Below are 26870 nucleotides of genomic sequence, written 5' to 3'. Positions count from 1 at the left end.
GGGGCTTTTTCGTTTCCAGGGGAGCCCCGCCGTGATCCTCGGCATCGACACCACCACCGAACGCCTCCACCTGGCCCTCACGAAGGGGCGCCACACCTGGACCCGGGGCCTGGACGTTGGCATCGGCCGCAGCCACAGCGGCACCCTGCTGCCCACCCTGGAGGAGCTCCTGGGCGAGGCCCAGGCCTCCCCCGCGGACCTCTCGGGCGTCGTGGCCTGCGTGGGCCCCGGCGGCTTCACCTCCCTGCGCATCGGCGTGGCCACCGCCGAGGGCCTGGCCCTCACGGGCCTGCCCACCTGGGGCTTCTCCGCCTTCGAACTGCGGGGCCGCGCCCTGCGGGAGGGCGGCCTCCGGGGCCCCGCGTGGATCCTCCTGGACGGCCAGCGCCAGGAGGCCTTCGCCCAGCTCTGGGACGGCGGCCCCCTCACCCCCGCCCAGAAACTGCCCCTGCCGGCCCTGGCGGAGCGAATTCAGGGCGCCCCCTGGTGGACCCCCTCGGGCTTCCGGGAGCGGGCCCAGGCCCACCTGCCCCACCCCCCCCTGGACCTCCCCCACGAGGAGGCCGCCACCCTCGCGGGCCTCGCCGGCCTCTGCCGGGACCTCCCCCTGGGCCCCGCCGAATCCCCCCTGGTGCCCTTCTACCTGCGGGAGACGGACGCCGAGGTGAACTTCCCCCAGGCCTCCACCCACCTTTCCGAAGCCCTGCGCCGGGGCCTCGCCCGGTGATCCTCCACCTGGGCCCCGGCTCCCAGGCGCCCGGCTGGATCGAGGACCTGGACCGGCTCGCCTTCGGCGACGCCTGGGGCCCCCTGGACGACACCGAGCACCTGTGGTGCGTCCCCGCCCAGGCCTTCGCCCGCTGGCGGGTGGTGGAGGCCGCCGGCGAAGCCGAACTCCTGCGCATCGCCGTGGACCCCGCCTACCGCCGGGGAGGCCAGGGAAGGGCCCTCCTGGCCCACTGCCAGGCCGAACTCGAGCGCATGGGCGTCACCTCCCTCCACCTGGAAGTGCGCGTCTCCAACGCCCCCGCCCGGGCCCTCTACGAACGCGAAGGCTGGGTGGCCCGGGGGGTGCGGCGGGGGTACTACCGGGACGGCGAGGATGCCGCGCTCTACGGGCGGGAGAAGTAGGCTTCGTCATGGTGTGTCGGCAGACCTCAGGTGCCTCGCAACCGTGATGAAGGGGCTCTTCCAGGTTGAGCGGATCCCTGTTCATCCCATACATCGGCCTTCATCCACGTTTCCGCAGGGCTGATGCAGAGGTGGGTCCAAGCGCACGTTACTCGACGTCCTTGACCCAAAGGTGGCGACAACTCCCAGCGAAGTTCGAACGGGGATAAACAGGATCCAGGGGAAAAGGCAGGATAAAGAACGTCAGGTCCAAGTTGGAGCCAGACCCCGCGATTCATGACCCAGGGTTTGCCGACAGAACCTAGAGTTCCTCCGCAGGCACCAGCGCCTTGGTGCATTTCACCAGATGAAGTGGCAGCAGCAGCTTCTCCGGTTCCCGGAAGGGCATCACATCGTGGGCATGGAAACCCAGCCCCTCGTAGAACGGGAACAGTTCCTTCCGGAGGCTCACCACCGTGATGTCGAGGAAGCGGCCGCCCTCGGCCCGGCAGAGCTCGCCGGCCTCCTCCACCATTTTCCGGCCCAGACCCCGGCCCTGGCAGTCGGGGGCCACGGCCAGGAGTCCCAGGTACCAGCGGATCCCCTCCGGGCGCAGGAAGACCGAAGCCCTGAGGCCGGAACCGCCGGGTTCCACGAGGAAACGGCCGGTCTCCATGAGGGCGGCCACCTCCTCCGGGCGGATGCGCTGGCCCCGGATGCAGAAGGCCTCCACGGCGTAGGCCAGGTTGGTGATACGGACGATTTCGGGAATATCGGATTCCGTGGCTCTTCGCATGCGGAGAGTATGCGCGCGAGGCGGCCATCCGGGGGCCACCAACGGCAGGCTCACCCCTTTCTTTCCTCGGTATCCTCGGCCTCCCCGGCGCCTCGGCGGTGGCTTTTCTATTTGATGTCTCGGCGCAAGAACTACCTGCGCCGGCAATCCCGCCAAAAAGACCATCGCCGAGGCGCCGGGGAAGCCGAGGGTACCGAGGATGAATCCAAAGCAGACTCGCCTCCCTTCCCGGGCGGAAACCGGACTACCGTTCAATGCACTCATTCGGCGGACGGAGGCACCAGCATCGCCTCCAGGGGGAGGAGACCCATGCTCAGTGCCACGGACCGGGCCCGCAGGGCAGGCATCGCCTTTCCTGTGGGGATGATGCTCATCCACAACCTCGACGGGGAAAAGGCCGGGACACTCACTCGTCTCCCAGCCGCTGGGCATGGGCATCCAGGAGATCGCTGCGGGTGAGGATGCCCACGAGGTGCCCATCCGGGGCCACCACCGGCAGGCGCCCCACGCCCTCGCGCACCATGTGGTCCGCGGCCTCACGCAGGGAGGTGTCCTCCCTTGCCAGGGCCACGGGGCGCTTGACCAGCTTGCCCAGGGGCTGCCCGGGGTCCAGGTCCGGGTCCAGGAGGTCGCGGCCCATGATCAGGCCCACGGGGCGGCCCGCGGCGTCCACCAGGGGGAAGCCCTGGTGGGAGGCGCCGGGGTGGCCTTCGGCGAGCCAGCGGCGCGCGGCGGCCACCGTCTCCCCGGCGCCGAAGGCGGCCACCTGGCGGGTGGCGTGGTCCCGCACCAGGAGCTGGTCCAGGTGGTCCGCGGGGTATTCGGCGGGGACCCGCACGCCCCGGCGCGCCAGTCGCTCGGTCATGATGCCGTGGCGCATCACCAGGGCGGAAAGGAGGTAGGCCGCGGCGCACCCGCCCAGGAGCGGCATCAGGCCCATGGGCTGGAGGGTGATCTCGAAGGCGAACACCGCGGAGGTGAGCATGCACCGCGCCGCCCCCGCGAAGATCGCCGCCATGCCCACCAGCGCGCACATGCGGGGATCCACCCCCGCGTGGGGCAGAACCGCGGCGGCCAGGGTCCCCAGCAGGGCCCCCAGGGCCCCGCCGATGGTGAAGAGGGGCGCCAGCGTGCCCCCCGACGTTCCGCTGCCCAGGGCCGTGGCCCAGGAGATGAACTTGGCCAGGCACAGCGCCAGCAGGGCCTTCGTGGCCAGGCTCCCGGCCAGGATCGCCTCGATGTTGTCGTAGCCCACCCCCAGGGTCCGGGGCGCCACCATGCCCGCGATGCCCACCACCAGGCCCCCCAGGGCCGGCCACCACATCCAGTGGATGGGGAGCCGCTCGAAGCCGTCCTCGATGACGTAGAGGGCCCGGGTCACCCCCACCGAGGCTAGGCCCGCCAGGGCGCCCACGGCGATGTAGACGCAGAGCTGCAGCCCGTTGGGGGGGGCCAGGGGGACCATGGGGAAGATGGGCCGGATGCCGTGCAGGGCGAAGCGCACCCCCGTGGCCGTCACCGCCGCCAGGGCCACCGGGATCACCGACCGGGGCCGCAGCTCGAAGAGCAGGAGCTCCACCGCCAGCAGCACCGCCGCCACCGGGGATCCGAAGGTCGCCGCCATGCCCGCGGCCGCCCCCGCCGCCAGCAGGGTCTTGCGCTCCATGGCCGGCATGGGGAGCCGCTGGCCCACCATGGACCCCAGCGCCCCGCCCGTGGCGATGATGGGGCCCTCCGCCCCGAAGGGGCCCCCCGTGCCGATGGCGATGGCCGCCGACAGCGGCTTCAGGAAGGTCACCCGCGCCGGGATGCGGCTGCCGTTGAGCAGCACCTGCTCCATGGCCTCCGGGATGCCGTGGCCCCGGATGGCCTTGGAGCCGTAGCGCGCCATGAGGCCCACCAGGAGCCCCCCCGCCACCGGCACGGGCAGCAGGGCCCACCCCAGGTGATTGCCCGCGGGGGACGCGAATTCCGTGGAGAGACGGTGGAAGAAGGCCAGGTTGGTCACCAGGGCGATGAGCCGCACCAGCCCCTCCGCCAGGAACCCCGCCGCCAGCCCCAGCCCCACGGCCACGCCGCTCACCAGGGCCACCCGCGCGTCCACCACGGCCGTGGCCCGGGGCAGGCGCGCCCCCTCCAGGTCCGGCGCCACGGCGATGCCGTCCCTCATTTCCGCCCCCCCGCGGCGCCCTCGTGGAAGAACATGGGCGCCGGATGCCCGTCCTCCACGGGCGGCGCCACCCGTTCCAGGAGATCGGCCAGGGCGCGGAGATCCCCCGCCTCCAGCCGCCCCATGCGCTCCAGGAGGGCCTGCTGCACCGGGCTGGGCGCCGACCGCGCCGCCCGGGCCCCCGCGGCCGTGAGGGCCACCTCCATGCGCCGGCGGTCCCCCGCGCTGGGGGCCTTGCCCACCAGCCCCTTCTGCTGGAGCTTGCGCACCACCACGGACACCGAACTGGGGTCCGTGGCCGTGGCCTGGGCCAGGGCGCCGATGCTGAGGGCCCCCTGGTCCTTGAGCACATGGAGCACGAAGGCCTGGGCCGCGCTCAGGCCGCTGGCCTTCCCCTTGGGGTCCTGGGCCAGGCGCAGTTCCCGGAAGATCCACCGCAGGGCATCGAAGACCCGGCGCGCGTCCGGTTGAAGGGGGGGAATTGGTTGGGATCCCATGCATTCAACCATAGACCCTTGCCGCCCCCGCGCAAGCCCCCCGCCCAGGGCACTGGAAATGCGGGTCTTATCACGCAGGGGCCTGATGCCCTGGCGGCAATGCCACCCACGGCCCGGTGCTGGCCAAGGGCGCCGACGCCAAATTCACCCCAAGGTCGTCAGCCGGCAGGCGGCTCCCGTCAGGCCTTCCGGAACAGCGCGATGCGGTTGCTGTTGGTGCCATGGGTGTTGTTCGAGACGCCCCAGATGTTGGCGGTCTTGGTGAAGGCCTGCTGGTTGATGAGCACCCCTTCGATGGCGAAGCCCGCGGCCGCGCCCAGGGGCAGCACCACCTCCTCCAGGCGCACCGTGCCCTTGCGCACCTCGCCCACCTCGAAGGCCACGTGGCCCCCGGGGGCGGTGACGCGGTGCAGTTCCCCGAAGACCTCGGCCATGGCCCGGGACCAGGCCTCGACGGTGCGGGCCATGGTGATGCCCCGTCCCACCTCCGCCGCGTCCAGTCCGCAGAACCAGCACCGGAGCCAGTTGTCGGCCTGGTACTGCACCACGTCCAGGAAGGGGGGCGACGTGACCGTGAGGCGCACCGAACCCGCCTCCAGCCCCGGCGCCGCCGCGGGCCCCGTGAGGAGGCGGGGATCGCTGGCCCGCAGGCGCCGGTGCTCCTCGGGGGTGAGGCCGGCCACCAACTGGCGGGTCTTTCGCAGGATCAGGGCGCGGGTGTCCCGGTACGCGGGGACCTGGCCCCGCTTGCGGTTGATCTCCACTTGCTGGGCCGGGCCCACGGCCTGGTTGGGGGGGAGCGTGTACACCGAGAAGAACCCTGGGCTGTGCCCCGTGAGGCGGTTGGTGGCCACCATGCGGATCCACCCGTCCAGCGCGTCGAAGGCGCCGCCCCGCTCCCGCTCCTGGAACCAGGCCCGCAGGCTGCGGATCTCACGCTCCGTGTCCCCGTGGAAGAACATCCCCAGCTCCGGGGCCTCCGGGCAATCCAGGGGGATCTCCCGCAGCCGCGCCTCCACCGCCCCGGGCTCCGGGGGGGCCAGGCGGGGCTCCAGCAGGATGCGGGACAGGGGATTGATGTCGTTGGCGGCCACCCGCCGCCCCAGGAGCGCGGCCTCCAGCGCCGTGGTGCCGCGGCCGCTGAAGGGATCGTAGACCCGGTCCCCGGGCTCCGTGAGCCCTTCGATGAAGAGCCGCGGCAACTGCGGCTTGTAGCAGGCCCGGTAGGACACCTCGTGGAGGGCGTGGGCCTGGCGCTGGCGGCTCGTCCAGAATTCCCGGGTGAGCACGGGGTACGTGGACCCCAGGCACGCCACCTCGCTCCTCGCGCCCTCCTGGAAACCGTCCAGGAAATCCCTCCCCGCCTTGCCCATCCCCGAAGCCCCCCGATGCCAGCATCCAGGTTAGCCTGTTTGCATGGTGAAGAAGCCCAAGCGCCACCCCGAACTGACCCGCCTCTACGTCGCGTCGGGGCTCTCGGTGCTCATCTGGGTCATCTTCATGGCCTACCGCCTCCTGTCCAAGCAGGTGGAGATGGGCCTGGACGCCCCCAGCCGCTGGTCCCTGCTGGCCGTGGGCATGGCCAACGTGCTGGCCATCGGCACCCTCCTCTTCATCGTGATCCGCAGCATCGCCAAGCTGTACTTCGAGCGCCGCAGCGGCATCCTGGGGGCCCGCATCCGCACGCGCCTGGTGCTGGCCTTCCTGGCGGTGGGCATCGCCCCCAGCCTCATGCTCTTCGCCATCGGCCGCACCTTCATCCGCAAGAACGTGGACCGCTGGTTCATGCCCGACACCATGGAGGTCATCCAGGACGGCCACCACGTGAACGAGGCCTACCGGGAGCAGGTGCGCCTGCGCCTGAATACCGCCATCGCCCGCCTCACCCCCGAGGCCCTCCACGACCCCGCCCGGGAACGGGAGAGCACCGGCTTCGACCTGCTGGCCCGCATCCCCCCCCAGGGGGTGGCCACCGTGGCCCTGGCCCACGGCCTGGTGCCCCCGGCCCTGGCCGATCTGCGCGAAGGCATCCAGACCGTGGCCGTGCCCGAGGGGGAATGGCAGGTGGGCATCGGCCCCCGGGGGCCCGCCGGCGACCGGGTGGTGGCCGGGGTCTTCCTCACCCGCGCCACCCTGGAGGGCATGATCCGCCTGGACAAGCGCTACCGCGAATCCTTCCAGATCCACGCCGGCCGCGAGGTGCTGGAGACCCTGCCCCAGCGCACCCTGCTCTTCCTCACCATGCTCACCCTCTTCATCGCCGTGTGGACGGGCCTGGCCATCGCCCGCACCATCTCCGAGCCCGTGCGGGCCCTGGCCAAGGCCGCCCAGCGCATCGGCACCGGCGACCTGGACGTGTCCCTGCCCGAGCAGGGCGAGGACGAACTGGCCTTCCTGTCCCAGAGCTTCAACGCCATGACCCGCGACCTGCGCCAGTCCCGCTCCGCCATCGAAGCCCAGGCCGAGCGCATCGAGGGCCAGCGGGCCTACCTGGGCCAGCTCATGGAAGCCCTGCCCGTGGGCATCCTCAGCTGGCAGCGGGACCTGGAGCTGCGCACCTTCAATTCCGTGGCCCGGCGCTGGCTGGGCGTAGAGAACTGGGACCTGCTGGAGCACGGCTGGGCCGAGCTGTCCCGCCAGCCCAGCCTGGGGCGCCTTCCGGAGCTCCTGGCCATGGTCCAGGCCGCGCGCCGGCCCCACGTGGAGGAGATCCGCATCGGCGGCGAGGGCGACGGCCACCCCGTGCGCGCCATCGTCATTCCGCTGACCGGCGGCGGCGTCCTGGCCGTGCTGGAGGACCTCTCCGCCCTGGCCCAGGCCGAGAAGCGCGCCGCGTGGCAGGAGGTGGCCCGGCGCATGGCCCACGAGGTGAAGAACCCCCTCACCCCCATCAAGCTCACCACCCAGCGCCTGCAGCGCCGCAGCCGCGAGGGCCGCCTGGACCCCCAGGCGGTGGCCGAAGGCGCCGAGACCATCCTGGCCGAGGTGGCCAGCCTCACCCGCCTGGTGGACAGCTTCAGCCAGTTCGCCAAACTCCCCGTCCCCCACCCCACCCTCCTGGACGCCCCCGACCTGGTGCGCCAGGCCATCCGCCTTTACGAGCCCACCTACCCCGGCATCGCCTTCGACCTGGACCTCCCCGCCCCCCTGGAGGTCCTGTGGGACGCCGACATGGTCAAGCGCGCCCTCATCAACATGGTGGACAACGCCATCGGCGCCCTGGAGGGCCGGGGCCGCATCCGCGTGGCCCTGGTCCCCCAGGGCCCCATGGTCCGCCTGGACGTGGCCGACGACGGCCCCGGCGTCCCCGAAGCCGACCGCCCCAACCTCTTTCAGCCCTACTTCTCCACCAAGCAGAAGGGCACCGGCCTGGGCCTCGCCATCGTCCGCCGCATCGCCGAGGACCACCACGGCGAAGCCCGCTACGAACCCCTGGAGCGGGGCAGCCTCTTCAGCCTCCTGCTCCCCATCCGCGCCTAGCCGACAAGGGTTCCCCAAGCCGCTCGCCACCCTTCAGCGTCGGCGCCCCTCCGCGCCACCCCGCCCCACGCGAAGCGATTCCTCCCGTCCCTTGCGGCCGCCCACCGAGCCCGGCCCTCCCGTACCGCCCTGGCGTTGCAACCTCCCAACCCCCCAACGAAGCCCGTGCGCGCAGCAAGGCCCCCTCGTCCGATCCCCAGGCCCGTCATCGCCGGCTTGTCCGGCGATGGCGAACCAGGACGAACGCAGGGGACCCGTACGACTAGGTAGCCGGGCTTTCCGCTACTTCGCGTTCTTGGGGGAGCCGTCCTTGTTGAGGTACTTGTCCGGATCCTTCTCCAGCTTCGCCTTGCAGGAATTGCAGCAGATGTAGTATTCCTGCCCCCGCACGACTACCTTGGGGCTCTTCTTCGCATCGATCTTGTCGCCCATGACGGGGCACTTGGTGTTGGTGGCGGGCTTCGCCGCGGGGGCGGGGGCCACGACGGCGGCGAGGGTGAGCAGCATGGGCAGCATTTCGGTACTCCTTCTGTTCGATTCTAGTCAGGCCCTGCGCAGGCGCAAGGCATTGAGGACGACCGTGAGGGAACTCAGTCCCATGGCGGCTCCGGCCAGCATGGGGCCCCCGAAGCGGTCCAGCAGGTTGAAGGCCGCCAGGGGCACCAGCACGAGGTTGTAGCCGAAGGCCCAGGCCAGGTTCTGGCGGATGACCGCGCGGGTGCGCAGGCTCAGGCGCCGGGCCTGGAGCAGGGGCACCAGCCCGTCGCGCAGGAGATTGAGCGGCGCGGCGGCCTGGGCGGCCTCCAGGCCGGGAAGGCTGATGCCCGCGTCCGCCTGGGCCAGGGCGGGCCCGTCGTTCACGCCGTCGCCCACGAAGGCCACCACCGCGCCCCGGGCCTGCAGATCCCGGATGGCCTGGGCCTTGTCGCCGGGGCGGCATCCGCCCCGGGCGTCGGGGATGCCCAGGGCGCGGCCCAGGGCCTCGGCGGGTTCCGGGCGGTCCCCGCTGAGCAGGTGGAGGGTGAGGCCCTGGCGGCTGAGTTCCGCCACGGTGGCGGGGGCGTCGGCGCGCAGGGCGTCGGCCAGCACCAGGACCCCGAGGAGGGTGCCCCCCTCCGCCAGGCCCACGGTGACCCCCGCGGGGTCGGCCTCGAAGGCGTGCCCGATGAAGGCCGGGTTGCCCAGGCGCAGGGCGCGGCCCTCCACCACGCCCTCCACCCCCTGGCCGGGGTGGGCGCGGAAATCGGCGGCCACGCCCAGTTCCAGGCCCGCCGCCGCCTCCCGGATGCCCCGGGCCACGGGGTGTTCGGAATCCCGCTCCAGGGACGCCGCGAGGCGCAGGGTGTCCGGGTCCCCCTGGACGCGCTGGAGGGTGGGCCGGCCCTGGGTGAGGGTGCCGGTCTTGTCCAGGGCCAGGTCCGTGGTGCGGGCCAGGGCCTCCATGGCCGAGGCGTCGCGCACCAGGAGGCCGTTGCGGGCCGCGGTGCCCAGGGCCGCGGCCGAGGCCACCGGCGTGGCCAGGCCCAGGGCGCAGGGGCAGGCGATGACCAGCAGGGTCACCGCGGGGCGCCAGGCCAGGGCCAGGGCGCCGGTGTGCCACCACCACCCCGCCAGGGTGAGGGCCGCCAGGATGAGCACCGCCGGCACGAACACCGCCGACACCCGGTCCGCCAGTTCCTGGGCCGGCGCCCGGGAACCCTGGGCCTGGGCCACCTGCCGGGCCAGGCGCGCCAGCCAGGTGTCGCGCCCCGTGGAGGAGGCCTGGATCTCCAGGGCGCCGCCGTGGACCATGGCCCCGGCGATCACCGCGTCCCCGGGGCCCTTGGCCACGGGCAGGGGTTCGCCCGTGAGCAGCGCCTCCTCCACCTCCGCCGCACCGGAAAGCACGGTGCCGTCCACGGGGCAGGCCGAGCCCGGCCGCACCCGCAGGCGATCCCCGGGCCGCACGAGGCGGGTGGGCACCTCCTCCTCGGAGCCGTCCTCCCCCAGGCGGAAGGCCACCGCCGGCGCCAGCTTCACCAGCGCCTCCAGGCTCCCCGTGGCGCGGTGGCGGGCCTTGACCTCCAGGAACTTGCCCGTGAGCAGGAAGGCCGAAAGGGCCGCGGCGCTCTCGAAGGGGGGATGGGCCGACCCCTGCAGGCTCTCCCACAGCGCGAAGGCCCAGGTCACGGAGGCGCCCAGGGCGATGAGGGTGTCCATGCTGGTCTCCAGCCGCAGCGCCTGGCGCAGGGCGCGCCGGAAGAACCCGCTGCCCGCCCCGAAGGCCGACACCGCCGCCAGCGCCGCCTGCGCGGGCCAGGGCAGGTGGAAGGCGTGGAACATGCCGGCCATGAGGGGCAAGGTGCAGCCCCAGGCCACCGCCACCCGCGCCAGGGCCTCCCGGGAGCCGTCCGCCTCCGGCGCCTCCTCCGGGGCCATGCGGTAGCCCCGGGCCTCCAGGGCCCGGGCGATGTCCGGATCCTTGGCGGGGGCGCCCGGGAACACCATGCGCACCTCCTCCGTGGCCAGGTTCACCTGCACCAGGGACACGCCCTCCACGGCGCCCAGCGCCTTCTCCACCCTGCGCACGCAGCTCGCGCAGGTCATGCCCTCGACCTTGAACAGCCTCTCCACGTCGGCTCCTACCGGTACTTGAGGATTTCCATGAGCTCCTCCACGATGCGGTCCTCGTCGCCGCGCTCGTGGGCCGTGACCACGTGGTGCTTGAGGTGGCTCTGGAGGATCAGGGTGCCCACCTTGGAGAGGGCCCCGTCCACCGCCTTCACCTGCTTGAGGATGTCCACGCAGTAGACGGTCTCGTCCTCCAGCATGCGCAGGATGCCCTCCACGTGGCCCTTCACGGACAGGAGGCGCCTCCGGGCATCCTCCCGCACCGAACCTTCCAGGCGCAGCCCGTGGCCGCAGCAGGGCTCCGTCATGGCCGCCTCACTGCGCCACGGCGGCGGAGAAACCTTCCTCCTCCACCGCCGCGATGAGGGCCGCCGGATCCGGGGCCCCGTCCACCCGGGCCCGGCCCGAGGCCAGGTCCACGTCCACCGCCCCCTGCACGCCCGGTACCGCGGCGAGCGCCTGCTTCACGCTCATCACGCAATGCCCGCAAGTCATGCCTTCGATCTTCAACTGGATCATGGCTTCTCCTTTTGACCCACCCCCCCTGGGGTGGGGTAACGAAAGCTTAGGCCCTGATCCGGTCCCCGTCAAGCTGGCACACTGGAACCCGGAGCGCACATGATCCTGGAAAATGCGGAGATCCTCATCATCGGCGGCGGCGTCGCCGGGCTTTCCACGGCCTATCACCTGGCCAGGGCCGGCCGGAAGGGGGTCGTCGTGGTGGACCGGGAGGCGGTGCCGGGCTTCTACGCCAGCGGCCACAACGCCGGCATCGCGCGCCAGCTCACGGGGCGGGCCGAGCACACCGCCCTCACCCTGGAGGGCCGCGGGCGCCTGGCCGAGGCCGGGCTCCTCACCCCCACCGGCGGCTACCTCCTGGGCGCCGACCCGGGCGGGGTGGAGGCCCTGGCCCGGGAGGCCGAAGCCTTCGCGCTGCCCGTGGCCCGGGGGGAGGGCGCCCCCTTTCCCGGACTCCAGGCCCGGGAACACCTGCACATCCCCTCCGACGGCCTCATCGACACCGCCGCCCTGCTGGAGCACTGCGCCGACGGGGCCCGGGCCGGCGGCGCCCGGGTGCGCTACGGGTGCCAGGTGGAGGGCATCCGCGCCGAGGACGGGGGCTTTCGCGTCACCACCGACCAGGGGGAGCTGCGCGCCCGCGTCCTGGTGAACGCCGCCGGGGGCTGGGCCGGCGACATCGGGCGCATGGCCGGGGGCCTCCCCATCGCATTCACCCCCCTGCGCCGCCACCTGGTGTGGAGCACCGCCGCCGTGGCCCCGGACCGGCCCTACACGTGGTGGGCGGACCGCCCCCTCTACCTGCGCCCGGAATCCGGGGGCCTGCTCCTGTGCGCCTGCGAGGAGCAGGCCGTGGCGCCCCCGCCCCGGGGGGTCCAGCCCGCCAACGACGCCACGATGCTGGAGGGCCTGGCCGCGACCCTCCAGGAACTGGTCCCGGCCCTGGGCGACGCCCCCGTGACCCGCCTCTGGTGCGGCATCCGCACCTTCGCCCCCGACCGCCGCTTCGTGCTGGGGCCCGATCCCGTCCAGCCCAACCTTTTCTGGGTGGCGGGCCTGGGCGGCCACGGCATGACCTCCGGCCTGGCGGTGGGCGCCGCCGCCGCCCGGGGGATCCTGGAAAAGGAATCCGCAGGTTCCCTGGATCCCCGGAGGCTATTCCCGCACTAACCATTTATGATTGCCAAGGCCCTCCTGTTCGTTTTTTCATGTTCCATCGCCCTGGCGGGCCCCTGGGAGGACTTCGTCCAGGCCCACCACAAGGCGGAGGCCGCCCGCAAACGCTGGACCCTCTGCGTCGCCCCCGGGACCGCCCCTCCCGTGGACCTGCTGGCCGACCCGGACTATCAGCGGCTGGCCGCGAGCGCCGACTGGGGAGTCGAGGGGCTGGGCGCCGCCCCGGCCCAGGACCTGCTGGCCTCCCGGAGCGCCCAATGGGCCCTGCTGGCCCCCAACGGGGAGGTGGCCGGCGTGGGCAAGGGCCGGCCCCAGGGGACCGCCCTCCTGGACGCCATCCACGCCGTCGGCGCCCGGGCCCGCTGGGAGGAGCGGGACGCCTTCCTGAAGCAGAACCCGGGGCAGGGGGAGGCCCGCAGGGAGGTCCTGGAATTCGAGATGCGCATCCTGAAGGCCCGCCTCGCCAGCCTGGACCGGCAGGGCAGGATCCGGGTCCCCGCCTGGCATCCCGAGCCCGGCACGCCGTCCGGGGGGGGCCGCATCACCCTGGCCGGGGCCGGCGGCGACGGCCAGGCCAGTGACCTGTACCCGGGGGTGGGCCAGGCCCTGGCGAACTTCTCCCGGGTGGACGGATGGTACCGGGAGGGCCACTGGCTCGCCAACCGCCTGGCCCTGTTCGACCTGGGCCAGTCCGGGGCCCTGCGGGGGCTCTTCCAGGACCTGGCCTCCGAGGTTGGGGAGCGGGCCGCGGGCGAACCGGACAATGCCGGCCTCGTGGAGCTCTGGATGGAGATCCTGGACGGCGCCCGGTACCTGCCCGCCGCCCTCCCGGGCAACTTCCACCCCGTGCCCGGCGCCGTGTGGCCGACCCCCCAGGTGCTCGACACCCTCCTGGAGCCCCTGAGGCGCCGGCGGGACCTGCAAGGCGAACTCAAGCTCCTGGCCGACCTCACCCCCCAGGCTCCCCCCGAGCCCCTCACGCCCAGGGGCTGGGAGGAGCACTGCGACCTCCAGGCCGCCCTCCTTTCCCGCAAGGCCTCGGCCCTGGCGGGTCTTGGGGCGTGGGACCAGGCCCGGGCGGCCCTGGACGCTGCCGGGGAGTGGGGCGGGGTCCGGGCGGCCCCGCTGGTCCCACCCCGCCACGGCGGCCAGGACCCCAGCGCCAACGCCGCCTGGCGCCGGCTGCTGGCGCATACCGTCCAGCACCATGCCCGGCGCCCCCCCATGCCCCATGTGGCGCCGCCCCTGCGCATCACCCTCCTGGGCCGCCCACCCTGGCTCCTGGCCTGGACCGCCCTGCGGGACGCGCCGGAGCTGGCCCCCTGGTCCCCGGGGGAGCTGCGCTGGGAGATCGCCTCCCATGACGCTTTCGTGAAGCTGCGGGCCCACTACGGCTGGACGCCGGAGCCCCGCTGGGCCCTCTTCCAGGGCAAGGAACTGCGGGCCACGGGCGAAACCTGCCCCGGTCCCCAGGCCCTGGCCGGGGTCCTCGCGGGCCAGGCCACCCCCCTCCTGGAGCGGCTGGGAAGGGCCATCGCCCGGGAGCCCGGCGGGATCTCCCTCCGCGCGGCCCGGTTCCACGCCGTCCTGGCGCGCATGCCGGACCGGCGGCTGGAGCCCCTCCTGGCCGAGGACGCCGCGCGGGCCCACCTGGTCCTGCCCTTCCGCCCCAAGGAGGGCTGGAAGCCCTCCCCGGCCCTGTGGGGCGGCGCCGCCGAGACCGTGCTGCCCCAGCTGGAGTCCCTCCTCCGCGCCTGGCCCACCGACGCCGCCCTGTGGCGGGCCTGGATCTCCTGGGCCCCCTTCCACCCCGGCCACCCCTCCATCCTGGCCCAGGCCCAGGGCCTCCCCTACTGGTTCCCCGACGGGGACTGGCGCACCGCCCTCCCCTACGACGTCCAGCGCGCCGTGGCCGCGGAGCTGCGCCGCCAGGGGGACTTCAACCAGATGCGGGACTGGTTCCAGGCCAGCTGGGACGTGCTGGACCACCGCTCCCTCCGGGACCTGCGCCCCTGGGAGCGCTCCTGGTACCACGAACGCCGCGTCCAGGAGGACACCGCCGTCTTCCAGCCCCTGCGCGAAGCCCTGCGCGCCCTGGGCCTCCACGAACAGCAGATTGAACTGGAGAGGACCTTTGGCGCCATGATGGGGAGGGACGTTTCCAGGAGCCGCTGAATGTTTTCAGGCGATGACATCTACTTCATGAAGCTGGCCATGGAGGAGGCCGAGAAGGCCGACCGCAAGGACGAGGTCCCCATCGGCGCCATCCTGGTGTCCGACGGCAAGCTCGTGGCCCGCGGCCACAACTGCCCCATCTCCTCCCACGACCCCTCCGCCCACGCGGAGATCATGGCCCTGCGCAGCGCCGGCGAATGGCTGCGCAACTACCGCATGCCCGGCGCCACCCTGTACGTCACCCTGGAACCCTGCCTCATGTGCTTCGGCGCCCTCACCCTGGCCCGGGTGGAACGGGTGGTCTTCGGGGCGGGGGACCCCAAGGTGGGGGTGAGCCGCATGCAGGACGAACTGGCTAGGGTGAACCTCAACCACCGGCTCGCCTTCGAGGGCGGGCTGCTGGAGGAGGAATGCCGGGGGCAGCTGCAGGGATTCTTCCAGAGGAGGCGCTAGGGCGTGTCGGCGAACCCCAGGTGCCTTGAAACCATGATGAAGGGGCTGTTCCAGGTTGAAAGGATCCCCGTTCATCCCATCCATCGGCGTTCATCCCGGTTTCCGCAGGGCTGATGCAGAGGTGGGTCGCAGCGCAAGTTACTCGACGTCCATGACCCATAGGCGGCGACAACTCCCAGCGTATTTCGAACGGGGATAAACAGGATCCAGGGGAAGAAGCAGGATAAAGAACTTCAGATCAAGGCTGGGGTCAGCTTATCGAGAACAACCTAGCGCCGCTCCCCCAGAAGCTGCACCGCGAAGGTCGCCAGCCAGTGATCCCCTTCGTAGTTGCCGGACACCACGTGGGGCAGGGCGGCCTCCGCATGCTCCAGGGCCGCCTTCTCCAGGGCCTTGGCCCGGGGATCCCGGGGCCCCAGCCCCGCCGCCAGCGCATGGAGGCACCGGGCCCGGCTGAGGTTCAGCCCGTCCAGGTGGACGATCCTGGGATCGCTGCGGTCCGACACCACCGCCGGCGCCAGGAGCCCGGTCTTCAGGAGCCCCGGCAGGAAGCCCTCCACCCAGGGCTTGAACTCCCGGGCCGGAAGCACCTTCGCCATGAGGGCCGCCTCCTCCAGGCAGGGCGAAAGGAAGTCCTCGCCCCCCGGCTCCCAGGCCATGGGCCCCTTGCGGTCCTTGCCGAAGTAGGTGCGGGCCCGCTCCGTGAGCAGCGCCTCGAACTTCGCGTCCTTCGCCGCCCGCGCATAGTCCAGCGCCAGGTCCAGGCTGAAGGCCGTATTGGGGTGGACCCCCACCCGGTTCGGATAGCTGAGCTTGGGCAGGAAGGCCTCGAACTGCGCCACCACCGCGTCCGTGAGCGGCTGGAGCTGCCGCGCCCACTCCCGCGCCTCCGGCGCATCCCAGCCCCGCAATTCCGCCGCCAGCTTCAGAAGCCAAGCCCACCCATAGGTGCGCTCGAACCCCCTGTGCCCCGGATCCACGAAGTACGCCACCTCCGCCGCGATATTCTCCGGCGCCAGATCCCGGTCCAGCGCCAGCCGGATCCCCCCCGCCTCCGGCAGATCCGGAAAGGTCTTCAGGATCCGCACCAGCATCCAGTGCCCATGCACGCAGGAATGCCAGTCGAAGCACCCGTAGAACGCCGGATGCAGCTCCCGCGGCCCCTTCACGTCCTTCACCCCCGCCATGGTGTGGTCCAGCTTGTTGGGATACTCCCGCTCCACCGATTTCAGCACCTGCCCCGCGAACCGCGAAGCCGCCGCCCGCGTCAACCCCTCCGCCCCCAAAGGCGCCGCCACCACGATCCCCGCCACGATCCAATGCAAGCGCATGGCCACCCCCCGAGGGGCCCCGGGAAGGGAGCCCGCATTTCCATGATGGGGGAACCGGTCCCCCGGGACAACGCGGGCCGGGTTCTGGTAGACTGGCTGGCCTGGAGAGATGGCAGAGTGGTCGAATGCGCCTGACTCGAAATCAGGTGTGGGTGTGAGCTCACCGGGGGTTCGAATCCCTCTCTCTCCGCCAAGAATGCGAAAAAGCCCTTGAAAAACAAGGGCTTCTTTTTTTTGGCGTTGGTTCCACCCATACTTTCACCCATGCCTTAAGGATCGCTCGCCAAGGTGGTTACCCCTTGAACGAGAAAACATGAAATCATTGAACTTTTTTGGGGTATGATTCAAAATCAACCTTCAAATCCGCGTATTGACAATTCTGGTTTTGAAATCAAACTAAGTGAGATCCCTGTGGGGAGGGTCTTTCCTCCCGAAATTCCCCCCAGCGGCGCTGGCCCCTCACTTCGGTGAATATCATGGGTCGCCAAATCAGCAGACGATTGTAAGGAAATCCTCCATCGACAGGAGGCCACGATGGCTATTACCCAGCAGGAACTCAGCCGCCGCATCCGCGCAGCGCGGGAAGCCAGTCAGATGACTCAGGAAGAGGCCGCGACCCAACTTGGGGTTTCTCGTCCGTCCTATGTGCAGATTGAGGCGGGGAATCGATCGGTCACCAGTTTGGAACTTGATCGTTTGGCCTATTTGTTCGGGCGGGAGATTCGGGACTTCCTGGCGGAAGCCTTCGAGGAGGAGGATGCGCTGGCGGCGTTGTTCCGAGCTCAACCCGAGGTCGCATCCCAACCCGAGGTTCTCGAAAAGCTCAGGACCTGCATGGCTCTTGGGCGGGAATTGACTCGCCTCGAGCAGTTCCTTGGTCTGGATCACGAAAAGGCCCAGGTAACCACTTATTCATATCCGCCGCTTCGCTCACGATGGGACGCTATCCAGCAAGGACAGCGACTTGCGGAAAGCGAAAGGCGCCGATTGGGGCTGGGCAACACTTCGTTGCCGGAGGTCACTGAATTGCTCGAATCCCAAGGTGTGCGGACGGGCTTGGTGGATCTTGTGGACGATGTCTCCGGGCTTACTTTGAATGACCGCAAGGTTGGTTTCTTTGTGGTGGCCAATCGCCTTCACCACCACCTGCGCCGTCGTTTCTCATTTGTCCACGAATATGCTCATGTGCTGGTAGACCGGGACAAATTCGGCCTAGTCAGCAAGGCCTCCGAGCGGGATGAACTCACGGAGGTGCGAGCCAATTCCTTTGCGGCGAACTTCCTTCTGCCGGAGAGCGGTGTCCGGGCCTTCATCCAAGGTTTAGGGAAGGGGCAGCCGAGTCGGCCCTCAGCGGATTTGTTCGACGAGGCTGGCAGTTTGAATGTGGAGGGGCGAAACGACCCAGGCTCTCAGGCCCTTCAACTTTATGATGTGGTGCAATTGGCCTACGCCTTCGGTGTCAGTTGCCAATCCGCTCTCTTTCGCCTTCGAAACCTTCGGTTCATCACCGAACGGGAATTCGAGAACCTGAAAACCCAGGAGCAGGCTGGAAAGGCTAAGTCGATCCATTCATTCCTCGACCTACCTACCCCAGATCATGAAGGGCTGCGAAACGCCTTTAAACAGCGATTCCTGGGGTTAGCCCTGGAAGCCTATCGAAGGGAAGAAATCTCGCGTGGGAAACTGCGGGAGTTGGCGCTCCTGATGGGTTGCCCTGCTGATGCCCTTGACCTTCTTTCTGTAGAGGCCGGGGATGTCGAAACCTGCGAGGCTTCCGAACGATGATGCCCTCCCCTGTCAAGATCGTTGTCACTGATACCAACGTTCTGATTAACCTCGTCCATATTTCCAGGCTGGGCCTGTGCGGGGGACTGCAGGGAATGGAATTCATAGTGCCGGAGGCCGTCTTGAGGGAATTAACTCAGGACGAGCAGCGCGTGGCCATTGATATGGCCATCGCCAGCGGCGGCCTACGGGTCGATTCGATGACGGACCTGGGGGAGTTGGCAACTTACTCAGACCTCGCTGATCGTATGGGAAAGGGGGAAGCCGCCTGCCTTGCAGTGGCAAGCGCCCGTGGATGGTCCCTAGCCTCGGATGAAAAGGGTCGGTTCCGCCGGGAGGCAGTTGCTCGCATTGGGGAAGCGCGATTGATCGGCACAGCCGATCTTCTGCTCATGGGCATTCGGGCCGGCCTTCTTAGCGTCAAAGAGGCAGATGAGGCCAAGGTTACTTTGGAAAGCCGGCGGTTCAAAATGCCTTTCGACTCCTTTAGGGATCTCCTCCAGTCCTGAACCTTCAAGAGATCCTCCGACGGTGGGTCATTGAGGAAGTTCCGACGGGCAGTGCCGAGGGCAGGTGGATTGGTCGCAAGGTGTGGAGCAAATTCCCCCCAGGGGCTGCACCTGAATTTGGATCGACATTCTCTCTACTGAAAGTGATCTGCGATCCCTTTAATAGGGATCAAATGATCCTGGATGGTTTCAGAGGTCTTGGGCGGTCACGACGGATCCCTGTGGTGCATGGTGTTCTGCCTTGATACCGCGCTCACGAGGAGTAGAATGGTTCAAGGGGATCACTCGGGTCCTCGGCGTCCTTGGGACGCATCAACCTACCCGAGCACGAACGATCCGGGCAACACCACCTTCGTCAGGCGACGATTCAAGTCAACAAACCAGCGCTAAGCGGCGCTCCAACGTGCTTCGGCATTTCTGGAGGCGCCATGCCTGACCTAGCCACACTACCTGACTTTCAATCGCTCCTCGAAGCTGGAGGGTTGAAGGGCAAACACCGCCTCACCCCAGAGGACGTCTCTGAGGTGACTGGTGCTCCAATCAGCACCGTTCGCCGTTGGCCTAGGAAAGGCCACCTCCGGGCGCTTCGGACAGGATCGCGATACCGCTGGATCCTTGCCGAGGACTTGAGGGACTTTCTCTCTCTCCCTGGAGGGTCCAATGACTGATCCTAAGGGATTGAACCGCGCTCAGGCCAACGGCCAGATCACTACCTCGGTAGCTTCCGCTGCGAAAGCCCTCGAGGTTTCGGTTGTGTATAAAAGCTTCTGTAAGTTAGCCCCCGCGCCATTCCAGGTGTCCGGGTAGCAAAGGGGCCACTGGCTCCAGTAGGTTTGAAGTTGCGAGCAAGCAAGCCTACGAAAGGAAGCCAATGGCCGAGTTGAAGTTTGAGGTCCCCGAGGGGACTGTGGAAGGACTGTTTTCGCAGCCAGGAGGCGAGGGCTTCCGAGTGCTGGTGGAAGCCGTGGCCCAGGCCCTGATCAACAGCCAGGCCGACGCCCATTTCGAGGCGCCCTGGAACGCCCGGGGCATGGAACGGCCTAACGGCTATCGCAATGGCTACAAGGATCGTGGCTTCCAGACCGTGGCCGGCGCCCTGGAGCTATCTGTACCGCAGGCCCGGAACGGCTCCTTCCGGCCGGCCCTATTCGAGCGCTGGCAGAGATCCGAGCGCGCCCTGCTGGCCGCTTGCGGCCAGATGGTGCTGGCCGGGGTGTCCAACCGGAACGTGAGCAGGCTGGCGGAGGAGGCCTTCGGGGCAGAGGTCAGTCCCAGCCTGGTATCCCAGATCCTAAAGGACATCGAGCCGGCCGTGGAAGCGTTTCGGACCCGGCCCTTGGGTGCCTTTCCGTATCTCCTCGTTGACGCCCGGTTCGACAAAGTCCGGGAAGGCCACCGCGTCCGCAGCCGGGCCTTCCTATGGGCTGCTGGGGTCAACGAGAAGGGGGAGCGAGAGGTCCTGGGCTGGCTGGATTGGGGCGGAGAGACCGAGGTGGCCTGGGAGGGCCTGTTCAAGGACCTGAAGGGTCGTGGCCTGCATGGGGTCGACCTGCTGGTCTCGGACGCCCACGAGGGCCTCTGCCAGGCCGCGACGAAGGCGTTTCCCGGATCGAGCTGGCAGGAGTGCCAGGCGCACTTCCTCCGCAGGTCGATCGAGCAGGTCAAGGCGGCGGACCAGAAGGCCTTCCGGGAAGACGTGAGGGCCGTGCTCCACGCCGTGGACTACGTCCGGTCGCAGGAGTTGCTCGGTCTGCTGAGGGCGCGCTGGGAGGAGAAATCGCCCAAGGCAGTGGACTACGTGGAGGAGCACCTGGACAGCCTCCAGGCCGTCCTGGCGCTACCCGAGGGCCATCATAAGCGGCTGCGGACGACCAATATGGTCGAGCGATTCAACCAGGAGCTGAAGCGAAAGAGCCGACTGGTGCGGGTTTGGCCCAATGCGGAAAGCCGGGAACGCGTCTACGGGGCGCTTCTCATGGAACAGAACGAGGCCTGGACCGGCCAGGCATGGGTGCACATGGGGGGACCGGCGTGATCTTGTTCCTATGGTCGCTCCATGCCCTGATGGCGCCGACCCATGCTCTGTGGAGCGTGCTCAGGCATGGAAAGCCTGTGGACTGCGCTTCGCGCACCGGCCCTGCGGGCCTGCCCGCACCCTTTCCACACCCTCGGGCTGCGCCTGGAGACCGCTGCGCGTTCTCCACATGCCCCACAGCGGATGGTCATCAGCAGGAATCTGATCGGTTTCGCCGGGCCGGGCGGGGTCCGCCTGCGGCTGCCCGCCCTAGACTGAGGAAATCCCTACTGGAGCGGACTTACAGAAAATTCTGGACACAACTACTTGGCCCAAGTTGGTCGAATTCATCGAGGCTTCCCGGCCCACGCCCAAGGCCGAGTCCCTCGAGGCGGCGAAGAGGCTGATGCCCGCCATCTCTCCAGCCACATTCAAACCGGGGACAACTCGAGGTGTTGCGAACGTGGAGGCACTTCACCTCTTGTTCTTGGACTTCGACAACAGCGTCCTCAACGCAACAGTAGATCCCGCCACCGGCCGGAGCAAGAGAGTGAAGGAGATGATCCAAAGCCCAGTCCATCCAGAGGAAGTGGATCTTCATCTGGCATCGGAGGGCATCGATCACCTCATCTACAACACCTGGTCCAACACGAGGAATTGGCCACATTTCCGCCTGGTCATCCCACTGCCTCGGCCAGTCCTCCCGGAGAAATGGGATGCAACCACCGCATGGCTCATCCAGCGACTTGGCCTCGGCCAGTTCATGAGAGGGGTGGATCAGCCCGTTTTGAAGGACACGGCGCGCCTCTACTTCCTGCCGGGAGGTCTCAATGCTCGCTAACGGATTTCTAGAAATCCCGGAGGATCTTCCTTCTGAATCGGAGAGTGTGCCGAGCCCTATGGATAGGATTGGAGATGCGAGGGCCTTCCTGGAATCCCTCCCCGGGTCAATTGCCGGGGAGGGTGGCAATGCGGAGGGAGGGACTAGGACGTTCCGGGATGTAATGTCCCTCTTGGCCAGGTTCGAACTGACGGATGAGGAAGCTCTAGCGCTGCTCCTGGGTTCCTACAATGGACGCTGCCGGCCTTTGTGGACTGAGTCGGAACTGCGTCACAAGATCACGGATGCACGCAAGGCGCTTCTTGGGAGAGGAGAGGGGCTTGGTGCCGCTGGCCTGCCGGGTAACGCTGGTGGGCACTTTCAAAAACAGAAGGATGGGCTCTATTTCATCCCCTCAAAGGAAGATGCCGTCCCCAGGCGCAGCCCGAGAGTGCGGAAAGGGTGTTGTTAGGCCTGCAGGGCCGGTGCGCGAAGGGCAGTTCACGTCCTCCTCGCCCCGGTCGCCTCCAACGGGCTCACCGGCGGGTCCCGTTTCCCTGGGTGCTGTGCGGAAGATCGCGTCTGTGCTCGACCAGCCTTTGGCAGAGGGCCTTTCCCTCTCCCAGCGGGAAAAGCACGACATCCCAGCGGCCGGTTTTAAGCAGGGCTTGGGCCTCCGGCAGTTTCATCCACGCAGGCTTACCCTTCCATGGCACCACATAGAGTTCCGCGGCCCACAGAAATCTTCGGGTTCCGGGCTGAGGCAGAATGGGGGCGCCATAGCGGGCGTCCTCTGTGAGCAATTGGCGCGGGCTGGGGGCGAAGGCCCGCGCCTTGCCCCCCTTCGCATTCCATGACTCCAGGTGCCATGCGGCTTCCTGGTAGCCTATGTGGATGGCTTCGCGGGGGGTGTCCGCCAGGGTGGCCACGGAACCCGTTCGGGTGAAGAGACAGAACCTCGGCTTCGTGGCCTCGCAGCGGATCTCTCCGCCAGGGCGAGCGTGGAAGGTCCAGCCAGAAATAATGGCTGAGTTCCGGCCATGGTAGTTCCATAAGGTCACCCCGAGTGACCCATCCTCGTGGACCCGTGCCCGCATGGGGTCCCCGCCATCGGGCGCGGGTGGGTACTGGAATTCGTCCTGGCACACCCTCCACCGCCCTGATTCCCGATTTCGCACGATGAGCAGGAAGAGCATCGGCGGGTTGCCACTGCACCCGCCCACGCGCCAGATGACGCGCCCGACCTCCCATGGGCCGAAGGTGGCCTGCTCGGCGTAATACAAGTCGTGGAGCCCAGGAAAGGTCATGTGTGGCATTTCCCACTTCACCTTTCCGATGAATTCGCCATTCACACCTTCAAAGGCATAGCCGTAGTGCCTGAATGGCAAAGCCATAACCTGGGCGCCCCCGTCCGGGGCCTTGACCTCAAGATTCACCGCCGGGGGTGGACCTTTCCAGAATTCACTCGCGACCCAGCCTTGCGGAAAGCTGAAGGTGGCCGACCATTCTTCACCCGGGTTGCCCCATGCGATGCGCTTGATGGAACCCGGGTCAAAGGGTTCCACCGTTCCGAGGGCGTCGTACTGGACCGGCACCGGCTTCCCGATTTGCGCGTCCAGCGCCATACACGCCAGCAGGAAACCGGCTATGGACTTCAGCCATGCGTTGATCATGGTTCCACTCCAGCACAGCGGCACGGGCATGGACAAGGGGATTCACCGGTGGCGGGGGTTGGAGGATGAGACAGACGACCCCCGTCCGGGAGGGGAGTCTGCGTTCCTATCCGGGCATCGGTCGTTGGGCTTCAGCAGTCTTGCCCATGGCCCAAGCGCACCCCCGGATGACCTAATCACTCGTGGGCAGTCCCAGCAGTGCAACCTCAGGCACAGACCCCGCAGTGGGGCCTGTGATGCGCCAGGCTTCCTCGATTTTGGCCTGACCGTGGGCTGGAACCTTCACGGTCCAGGTCATCTTGTCGCCGGCTTCCAGGGCGGGGGTGGCCTCCGGCAAAACCTCCACCTTCACCTTTTCGGACCCGGAGCGAATGGAGGGCTCCTGCACCTCCACCTCTACCTCCTTGTCCAGGTCATTCACCAGGAGGACCCTTTCCCGAAGCGTCCACTGGCGCCCGCGCCCGCCCCTTGCCGAGGCCACCGTGGCCTCCAAGCGTTGGCGCTGAACTCTCAGGCCGGGAACGGGGCCAAAGCTGAAGAGCGCTCCTTCTGTGCCCTGGAGGCGGGGGAGGCTGACCTGCCCCAGCTGCTCCCCGTTCCGGAAAACGGCCGTAGGGGTGCCTGGGAACCACGGGAATCCGGATGGAGCAGGGAGGGGCGCGATCAGGAACACTTCCGTGCTGCTTCGTGGAAGGGCCTTCAAGAGGAGTTTGGGGTCCACGCTGGCGCGTGCCAATAGAATCCGGCGCGAGACGGCATCGGAAGCCAAATCCCTCTTTCCTTCCAGAATCCAGGCCCGGCTCAATTCTCCCGAGTCTTCGTAATGGTCTGGCGTGGATTCCAGTGCCTGGATGGAATCGGTTGAAAAACTGGAGGCGGTCATCGCCGCCGTCCTGTCCACCCCGGGGACCTCTGCGACGACCTCCACAACCGAGGCACCTGCGATGGAAACCATTTGAAGGCCCAAGCTCGTGGCCTGCCCTGCATTGACCCGGGCGTATGAGGCCGCCGTGGGATAACCGGTCTTTGTGGCCCGGAGCGTGTACTCCCCCGGAGGGAGGAGGGGTATCCGGAAAACCCCATTGGCATCCGTGGTGGTGGCACGCGAAGCCTTCAGGGGAGCATTGGTGGCTTCCACCCTTACCCCGGGCACTGCGCGGCCCATTCGATCCGTGACCTTGCCCTCGATCCTGCCTGTCAGGACGACCCCAGGGGCTTCGTACAGGACTTGGACAGCCGGTGGTGGGGCAGGGACCTTGAGGGCCCTTCCGGGTTCGGCATTGGAGATTTCCAGATTGACGCCCCGCCAGTCCTCGCCGCTGGCCTGGCTCACACTGGCATAGCACAGGAGTTCCAATCCCTTCTCGCCAAGGCGGACTTCGAATCCTGGCCTCCACCTTGCTGCCCCGGTGTGGCTGTGGATCTGAACCCTTGCTTCTCCAGCCGAAGGGGCTTCCAATTCCACCGTCACCACGCTGGAAGCTCGCTTGGAAGCTGCTTCGAGGCGGGCCAGTTCGGCAAGGATGGCTTCCTGGCGGGCCTGGGCGGTCTTTTGCTCCGCCTTGATTGCATTCACCTGAGTCAGGATTTCATCGCCCCGGCTTTGAATGGCTCGCTCAAGCTCGACGCTCACCTTGGGTTCCTGTAGGGGCCCAACAGGGCCGGGACCGACATCTGGCTTGAGGCCCTGGATCGAAGTCCTGGCCTCTTCCAGTGCTTCCAGCCTCAACGTGAGGTCCAGCTGCGCCTTTTCCAGGCGATCACCCTCCGTGCTGAGGGCCCTGGCGGTGGCGTCAGGCTCATAGTGCCCTTCCTCTTGAATGACGACGACGTTTCCCAGGCGAAGCCCGGGGATGCCATCGGCCTGCACCCGGACATCCCCCAGGGACAGGCCAGGGGGTAGCCCTATCAGGCGGACCCGCTGGGAACCGGGGGCCTTGAAGGTCCAGGTGGTCTCCCGGGTTGTCCAGGCCTGGCTGGGATGCACCCGCACACGGTTCAAGGCCGGGGTCAGGGAGGGTTCCTGGGCGGATAGGCACAAAGCTAGAAGGGAGAGAACGGCGGGGCGCATCAGTTGCCCTCCAGGGCGAGTTCGCCCACATTGACGAGGCGCCCCACCAGGGGCCCGCGAATTCGGGTCTGCTGAATGACCTCGGCCTTGCCACCCGCCTCGAGGTGGAGCACCCAGCTTCGGATTCCCGGTCTGACGGCCTCCCACCCCGGTGTGGTGTTTTCCGCCTGATCCACCTTCACGGAGCCGGTTCCTGCGGCAATGGTCCGATCCATGACCTCCACCTCCACGGGGAAGCCGAGGGTGCTACCCACCTCCAGGCGTTCCTTGAACACCCATTCCCGCTCCTTGGTTTTGTCCCCCACTTCGCCATGGTGCTGTTCGACCTTTTCGAACCGGGCCACCAGGCCTGGAACGGGGCCATAGCTGAGCCTCAGAGGCTCGCCAGGGGCCTGGGGCTCAAGCTGCAGGGTTCCCAGGCGCTCCGTGCCCTGGAGCATGTCCACGGGGCTTCCTCCCACCAGGGCAAAACCTGGAGGCGGCATCACCATGGCCATGAGGAATACGTCGGGACCCTGGCGGGGGATGGCGAGATAGCGGAAGGTCGGGGCCAGGTCCAGGCTGGAAATGCGGAAGCGCTGCTCCTCTCCGCTGGGGACCACCACGTTCCCAGGCACTTTGATGGTGGTGAGGCTCGAGGCTTTGGCCGGATTTTCCGGTGCGCTCATGGAGGCTTTGGGGGTGTTTCCATCCTTGAAATTGAGTGCGGGGAAGGACACGCCCGCGGGCAGGTCGAGGCGGCCGGAAGGGTCCTGGCTCAGCAATTCCAGGCCCACGCCATTCCATGTCTCATGGGTTCCCTGCTTCACCGCCGCGAAAAGCACAAGCTCCAACTTGCTCTTGTCGGGGCTCAAGCGGGCCTCATAGGCGGGGGACCAGGACGCGTCCTTGGAGCGGAATGCCACCGAAACCTCCACGGATCCAGCCTTGGCGGTTTCCAGTTCCGCCGAAACGACGGTGGGGTTGGCCTCGCCCTTCTCCTTCAGCCTGGCCATGGCTTCCCGGTTCAAGGCGGACTTTTCGGTCAGGGTGGCCTTCTCCGCGTCAAGACTCGCCCCCTGGCGCGCCAGTTCCAGCCTTCGCCCTTCAAGCGCGACGGAGAATTCCTGGATGGTCTGAGGCTTCAAGGCATCAGCCGCCATGGCATGCTGCAGGGCTTTTTGGTGGGCGGCCTTCATTTCCTTGAACAGTTGCTCCGCTTTATCGAGATTCGTCCGGCGCCCCTTGAGGCGCTCCAGTCCTTCTGCGAGCTGGTCCTGCTCATGATCCAGCCGCTTCCATTCGGGACTCTCCTGGTAGGTCAGAGGCGCCTCCCGCACGGTGAGATCCCCAAGGCGGGTCCCGGCCGGGCCTCGGACACCCATTCGAAGGTCATCGAACCTGAGGCCCTTGGGGAGTCCCGGGATGGAAACCCGGTGCGCTCCACCACCGGAGACCTGGAAGGTGCCCCTGCGGGTGATCCAGGCCTCATTGGGATGCACCCTGACGCTGACAATAGCCGTATCAACGGGGATGGATTCCTTGGCGCCCAAGGTACAGGCCACGGCGAAAAAGGGCCAAAGAAGACGCATGGATACTCCCGGGGATTGCCAATAGCCTATCGGTCTTCCTCTTCTCCGACAAAGCAAACCGAGGCGGGACCCGGGAAGAAGCCCATTCTTCGCAGGCTTGGCCTTGGGGA

Annotated in this window: 23 protein-coding genes and 1 tRNA gene; 12 read left to right on the top strand and 12 right to left on the bottom strand. The window is 68.2% G+C overall.

Going from position 1 to position 26870, the window contains the following annotated elements; all coding sequences use genetic code 11:
- Positions 1–31: 31 nt before the first annotated feature.
- Positions 32–727, top strand: coding sequence for a tRNA (adenosine(37)-N6)-threonylcarbamoyltransferase complex dimerization subunit type 1 TsaB (gene tsaB, locus R2J76_RS17130; protein ID WP_316412866.1), 696 nt, complete (start codon positions 32–34; stop codon positions 725–727).
- Positions 724–1131: a GNAT family N-acetyltransferase gene (locus R2J76_RS17125; protein ID WP_316412865.1), complete on the top strand. Its 408-nt coding sequence runs from the start codon at positions 724–726 to the stop codon at positions 1129–1131. The genes tsaB and R2J76_RS17125 overlap by 4 nt, the downstream gene beginning before the upstream one ends.
- Before the next feature lie 301 nt (positions 1132–1432).
- On the opposite strand, the gene R2J76_RS17120 is transcribed toward R2J76_RS17125, so the two are convergent.
- The 4 genes from R2J76_RS17120 to R2J76_RS17105 form a co-directional block, all read right to left on the bottom strand.
- Positions 1433–1906 (bottom strand): GNAT family N-acetyltransferase, encoded by a 474-nt coding sequence (locus R2J76_RS17120; protein ID WP_316412864.1) that lies wholly within the window; start codon positions 1904–1906, stop codon positions 1433–1435.
- Positions 1907–2312: 406 nt separating this feature from the next.
- Positions 2313–4076, bottom strand: coding sequence for a chloride channel protein (locus R2J76_RS17115; protein ID WP_316412863.1), 1764 nt, complete (start codon positions 4074–4076; stop codon positions 2313–2315).
- Positions 4073–4573, bottom strand: a complete 501-nt coding sequence (locus R2J76_RS17110; RefSeq protein WP_316412861.1) for a MarR family winged helix-turn-helix transcriptional regulator — start codon at positions 4571–4573, stop codon at positions 4073–4075. Before R2J76_RS17110 ends, R2J76_RS17115 begins: the two co-directional genes overlap by 4 nt.
- A gap of 179 nt (positions 4574–4752) precedes the next feature.
- Positions 4753–5946 carry a DNA methyltransferase gene (locus tag R2J76_RS17105; protein ID WP_316412860.1) on the bottom strand — a complete coding sequence of 398 codons (1194 nt, stop codon included), beginning with the start codon at positions 5944–5946 and terminating at the stop codon, positions 4753–4755.
- A 43-nt stretch (positions 5947–5989) separates the two neighbouring features.
- Here R2J76_RS17105 and R2J76_RS17100 point away from each other — a divergent pair, with 43 nt between their 5' ends.
- The gene (locus R2J76_RS17100) at positions 5990–8053 is read left to right on the top strand and encodes a sensor histidine kinase (RefSeq protein ID WP_316412858.1); all 2064 of its coding nucleotides are present in this window, start codon (positions 5990–5992) and stop codon (positions 8051–8053) included.
- Between the two features lie 282 nt (positions 8054–8335).
- Here the strand turns inward: R2J76_RS17100 and R2J76_RS17095 are convergent, their stop codons facing one another.
- Genes R2J76_RS17095 through R2J76_RS17080 form a run of 4 tightly spaced genes read right to left on the bottom strand, consistent with a single transcriptional unit; the run spans position 8336 to position 11182 of the window.
- On the bottom strand, positions 8336–8569 hold the full coding sequence (locus R2J76_RS17095; protein ID WP_316412856.1) for a TRASH domain-containing protein: 234 nt from the start codon (positions 8567–8569) through the stop codon (positions 8336–8338).
- A 27-nt stretch (positions 8570–8596) separates the two neighbouring features.
- Entirely contained in the window at positions 8597–10666 is a 2070-nt protein-coding gene (locus R2J76_RS17090) for a heavy metal translocating P-type ATPase (RefSeq protein ID WP_316412855.1), read from the bottom strand.
- An 8-nt stretch (positions 10667–10674) separates the two neighbouring features.
- A complete protein-coding gene (locus tag R2J76_RS17085; RefSeq protein ID WP_316412853.1) occupies positions 10675–10971 on the bottom strand; it encodes a metal-sensitive transcriptional regulator in 297 nt (98 codons plus the stop codon).
- Positions 10972–10978: 7 nt separating this feature from the next.
- Complete coding sequence (locus tag R2J76_RS17080) at positions 10979–11182, bottom strand: CopZ family metallochaperone (RefSeq protein ID WP_316412852.1); 204 nt, start codon at positions 11180–11182, stop codon at positions 10979–10981.
- Between the two features lie 99 nt (positions 11183–11281).
- Here R2J76_RS17080 and R2J76_RS17075 point away from each other — a divergent pair, with 99 nt between their 5' ends.
- The 3 genes from R2J76_RS17075 to tadA are packed head-to-tail and all read left to right on the top strand — an operon-like array spanning position 11282 to position 14986.
- On the top strand, positions 11282–12352 hold the full coding sequence (locus R2J76_RS17075; protein WP_316412851.1) for an NAD(P)/FAD-dependent oxidoreductase: 1071 nt from the start codon (positions 11282–11284) through the stop codon (positions 12350–12352).
- 6 nt (positions 12353–12358) lie between these two features.
- Positions 12359–14533 carry a hypothetical protein gene (locus tag R2J76_RS17070; RefSeq protein ID WP_316412849.1) on the top strand — a complete coding sequence of 725 codons (2175 nt, stop codon included), beginning with the start codon at positions 12359–12361 and terminating at the stop codon, positions 14531–14533.
- Positions 14534–14986, top strand: a complete 453-nt coding sequence (gene tadA, locus R2J76_RS17065) for a tRNA adenosine(34) deaminase TadA (RefSeq protein WP_316412848.1) — start codon at positions 14534–14536, stop codon at positions 14984–14986. It abuts the gene before it with no gap.
- 269 nt (positions 14987–15255) lie between these two features.
- On the opposite strand, the gene R2J76_RS17060 is transcribed toward tadA, so the two are convergent.
- Positions 15256–16317: a DUF2891 domain-containing protein gene (locus R2J76_RS17060; RefSeq protein WP_316412847.1), complete on the bottom strand. Its 1062-nt coding sequence runs from the start codon at positions 16315–16317 to the stop codon at positions 15256–15258.
- Between the two features lie 103 nt (positions 16318–16420).
- On the opposite strand from R2J76_RS17060, the gene R2J76_RS17055 reads away from it, so the two are divergent.
- From R2J76_RS17055 to R2J76_RS17035, 6 genes are all read left to right on the top strand, one after another.
- Positions 16421–16510, top strand: a tRNA-Ser gene (locus tag R2J76_RS17055).
- Positions 16511–16851: 341 nt separating this feature from the next.
- The gene (locus R2J76_RS17050) at positions 16852–18102 is read left to right on the top strand and encodes a helix-turn-helix domain-containing protein (RefSeq protein ID WP_316412846.1); all 1251 of its coding nucleotides are present in this window, start codon (positions 16852–16854) and stop codon (positions 18100–18102) included.
- Positions 18102–18611: a hypothetical protein gene (locus R2J76_RS17045; RefSeq protein WP_316412845.1), complete on the top strand. Its 510-nt coding sequence runs from the start codon at positions 18102–18104 to the stop codon at positions 18609–18611. The genes R2J76_RS17050 and R2J76_RS17045 overlap by 1 nt, the downstream gene beginning before the upstream one ends.
- A 428-nt stretch (positions 18612–19039) precedes the next feature.
- Positions 19040–19279: an excisionase family DNA-binding protein gene (locus tag R2J76_RS21615; RefSeq protein WP_394366766.1), complete on the top strand. Its 240-nt coding sequence runs from the start codon at positions 19040–19042 to the stop codon at positions 19277–19279.
- 281 nt (positions 19280–19560) lie between these two features.
- A complete protein-coding gene (locus R2J76_RS17040) occupies positions 19561–20646 on the top strand; it encodes an IS256 family transposase (RefSeq protein ID WP_449405577.1) in 1086 nt (361 codons plus the stop codon).
- A gap of 385 nt (positions 20647–21031) precedes the next feature.
- A complete protein-coding gene (locus R2J76_RS17035) occupies positions 21032–21466 on the top strand; it encodes a hypothetical protein (RefSeq protein ID WP_316412844.1) in 435 nt (144 codons plus the stop codon).
- 515 nt (positions 21467–21981) lie between these two features.
- Here R2J76_RS17035 and R2J76_RS17030 read toward each other — a convergent pair.
- The 3 genes from R2J76_RS17030 to R2J76_RS17020 form a co-directional block, all read right to left on the bottom strand.
- Entirely contained in the window at positions 21982–23118 is a 1137-nt protein-coding gene (locus R2J76_RS17030; protein ID WP_316412843.1) for a hypothetical protein, read from the bottom strand.
- Between the two features lie 172 nt (positions 23119–23290).
- Entirely contained in the window at positions 23291–25189 is a 1899-nt protein-coding gene (locus tag R2J76_RS17025) for a DUF4139 domain-containing protein (RefSeq protein WP_316412842.1), read from the bottom strand.
- Positions 25189–26817 carry a DUF4139 domain-containing protein gene (locus R2J76_RS17020; RefSeq protein WP_316412841.1) on the bottom strand — a complete coding sequence of 543 codons (1629 nt, stop codon included), beginning with the start codon at positions 26815–26817 and terminating at the stop codon, positions 25189–25191. The genes R2J76_RS17025 and R2J76_RS17020 overlap by 1 nt, the downstream gene beginning before the upstream one ends.
- Positions 26818–26870 lie beyond the last annotated feature (53 nt).

Source organism: Mesoterricola silvestris (assembly GCF_030295405.1).
GTDB classification, from domain to species: domain Bacteria; phylum Acidobacteriota; class Holophagae; order Holophagales; family Holophagaceae; genus Mesoterricola; species Mesoterricola silvestris.
Note: the sequence above shows the minus strand (reverse complement) of the source record. Positions and strands in the feature narration are given on the sequence as shown.

What these genes read in the sequence shown, in the direction of transcription:
- R2J76_RS17110 (WP_316412861.1), bottom strand. Translation starts at nt 4,573, where the DNA reads ATGGGATCCCAACCAATTCCCCCCCTTCAACCGGACGCGCGCCGGGTC.
- R2J76_RS17080 (WP_316412852.1), bottom strand. Translation starts at nt 11,182, where the DNA reads ATGATCCAGTTGAAGATCGAAGGCATGACTTGCGGGCATTGCGTGATG.
- R2J76_RS17035 (WP_316412844.1), top strand. Translation starts at nt 21,032, where the DNA reads ATGCCCGCCATCTCTCCAGCCACATTCAAACCGGGGACAACTCGAGGT.
- R2J76_RS17085 (WP_316412853.1), bottom strand. Translation starts at nt 10,971, where the DNA reads ATGACGGAGCCCTGCTGCGGCCACGGGCTGCGCCTGGAAGGTTCGGTG.
- tadA (WP_316412848.1), top strand. Translation starts at nt 14,534, where the DNA reads ATGTTTTCAGGCGATGACATCTACTTCATGAAGCTGGCCATGGAGGAG.
- R2J76_RS17030 (WP_316412843.1), bottom strand. Translation starts at nt 23,118, where the DNA reads ATGATCAACGCATGGCTGAAGTCCATAGCCGGTTTCCTGCTGGCGTGT.
- R2J76_RS17105 (WP_316412860.1), bottom strand. Translation starts at nt 5,946, where the DNA reads ATGGGCAAGGCGGGGAGGGATTTCCTGGACGGTTTCCAGGAGGGCGCG.
- R2J76_RS17120 (WP_316412864.1), bottom strand. Translation starts at nt 1,906, where the DNA reads ATGCGAAGAGCCACGGAATCCGATATTCCCGAAATCGTCCGTATCACC.
- R2J76_RS17075 (WP_316412851.1), top strand. Translation starts at nt 11,282, where the DNA reads ATGATCCTGGAAAATGCGGAGATCCTCATCATCGGCGGCGGCGTCGCC.
- R2J76_RS17100 (WP_316412858.1), top strand. Translation starts at nt 5,990, where the DNA reads ATGGTGAAGAAGCCCAAGCGCCACCCCGAACTGACCCGCCTCTACGTC.
- R2J76_RS17050 (WP_316412846.1), top strand. Translation starts at nt 16,852, where the DNA reads ATGGCTATTACCCAGCAGGAACTCAGCCGCCGCATCCGCGCAGCGCGG.
- R2J76_RS17070 (WP_316412849.1), top strand. Translation starts at nt 12,359, where the DNA reads ATGATTGCCAAGGCCCTCCTGTTCGTTTTTTCATGTTCCATCGCCCTG.
- R2J76_RS17115 (WP_316412863.1), bottom strand. Translation starts at nt 4,076, where the DNA reads ATGAGGGACGGCATCGCCGTGGCGCCGGACCTGGAGGGGGCGCGCCTG.
- R2J76_RS17060 (WP_316412847.1), bottom strand. Translation starts at nt 16,317, where the DNA reads ATGCGCTTGCATTGGATCGTGGCGGGGATCGTGGTGGCGGCGCCTTTG.
- R2J76_RS17025 (WP_316412842.1), bottom strand. Translation starts at nt 25,189, where the DNA reads ATGCGCCCCGCCGTTCTCTCCCTTCTAGCTTTGTGCCTATCCGCCCAG.
- R2J76_RS17095 (WP_316412856.1), bottom strand. Translation starts at nt 8,569, where the DNA reads ATGCTGCCCATGCTGCTCACCCTCGCCGCCGTCGTGGCCCCCGCCCCC.
- R2J76_RS21615 (WP_394366766.1), top strand. Translation starts at nt 19,040, where the DNA reads ATGCCTGACCTAGCCACACTACCTGACTTTCAATCGCTCCTCGAAGCT.
- R2J76_RS17045 (WP_316412845.1), top strand. Translation starts at nt 18,102, where the DNA reads ATGCCCTCCCCTGTCAAGATCGTTGTCACTGATACCAACGTTCTGATT.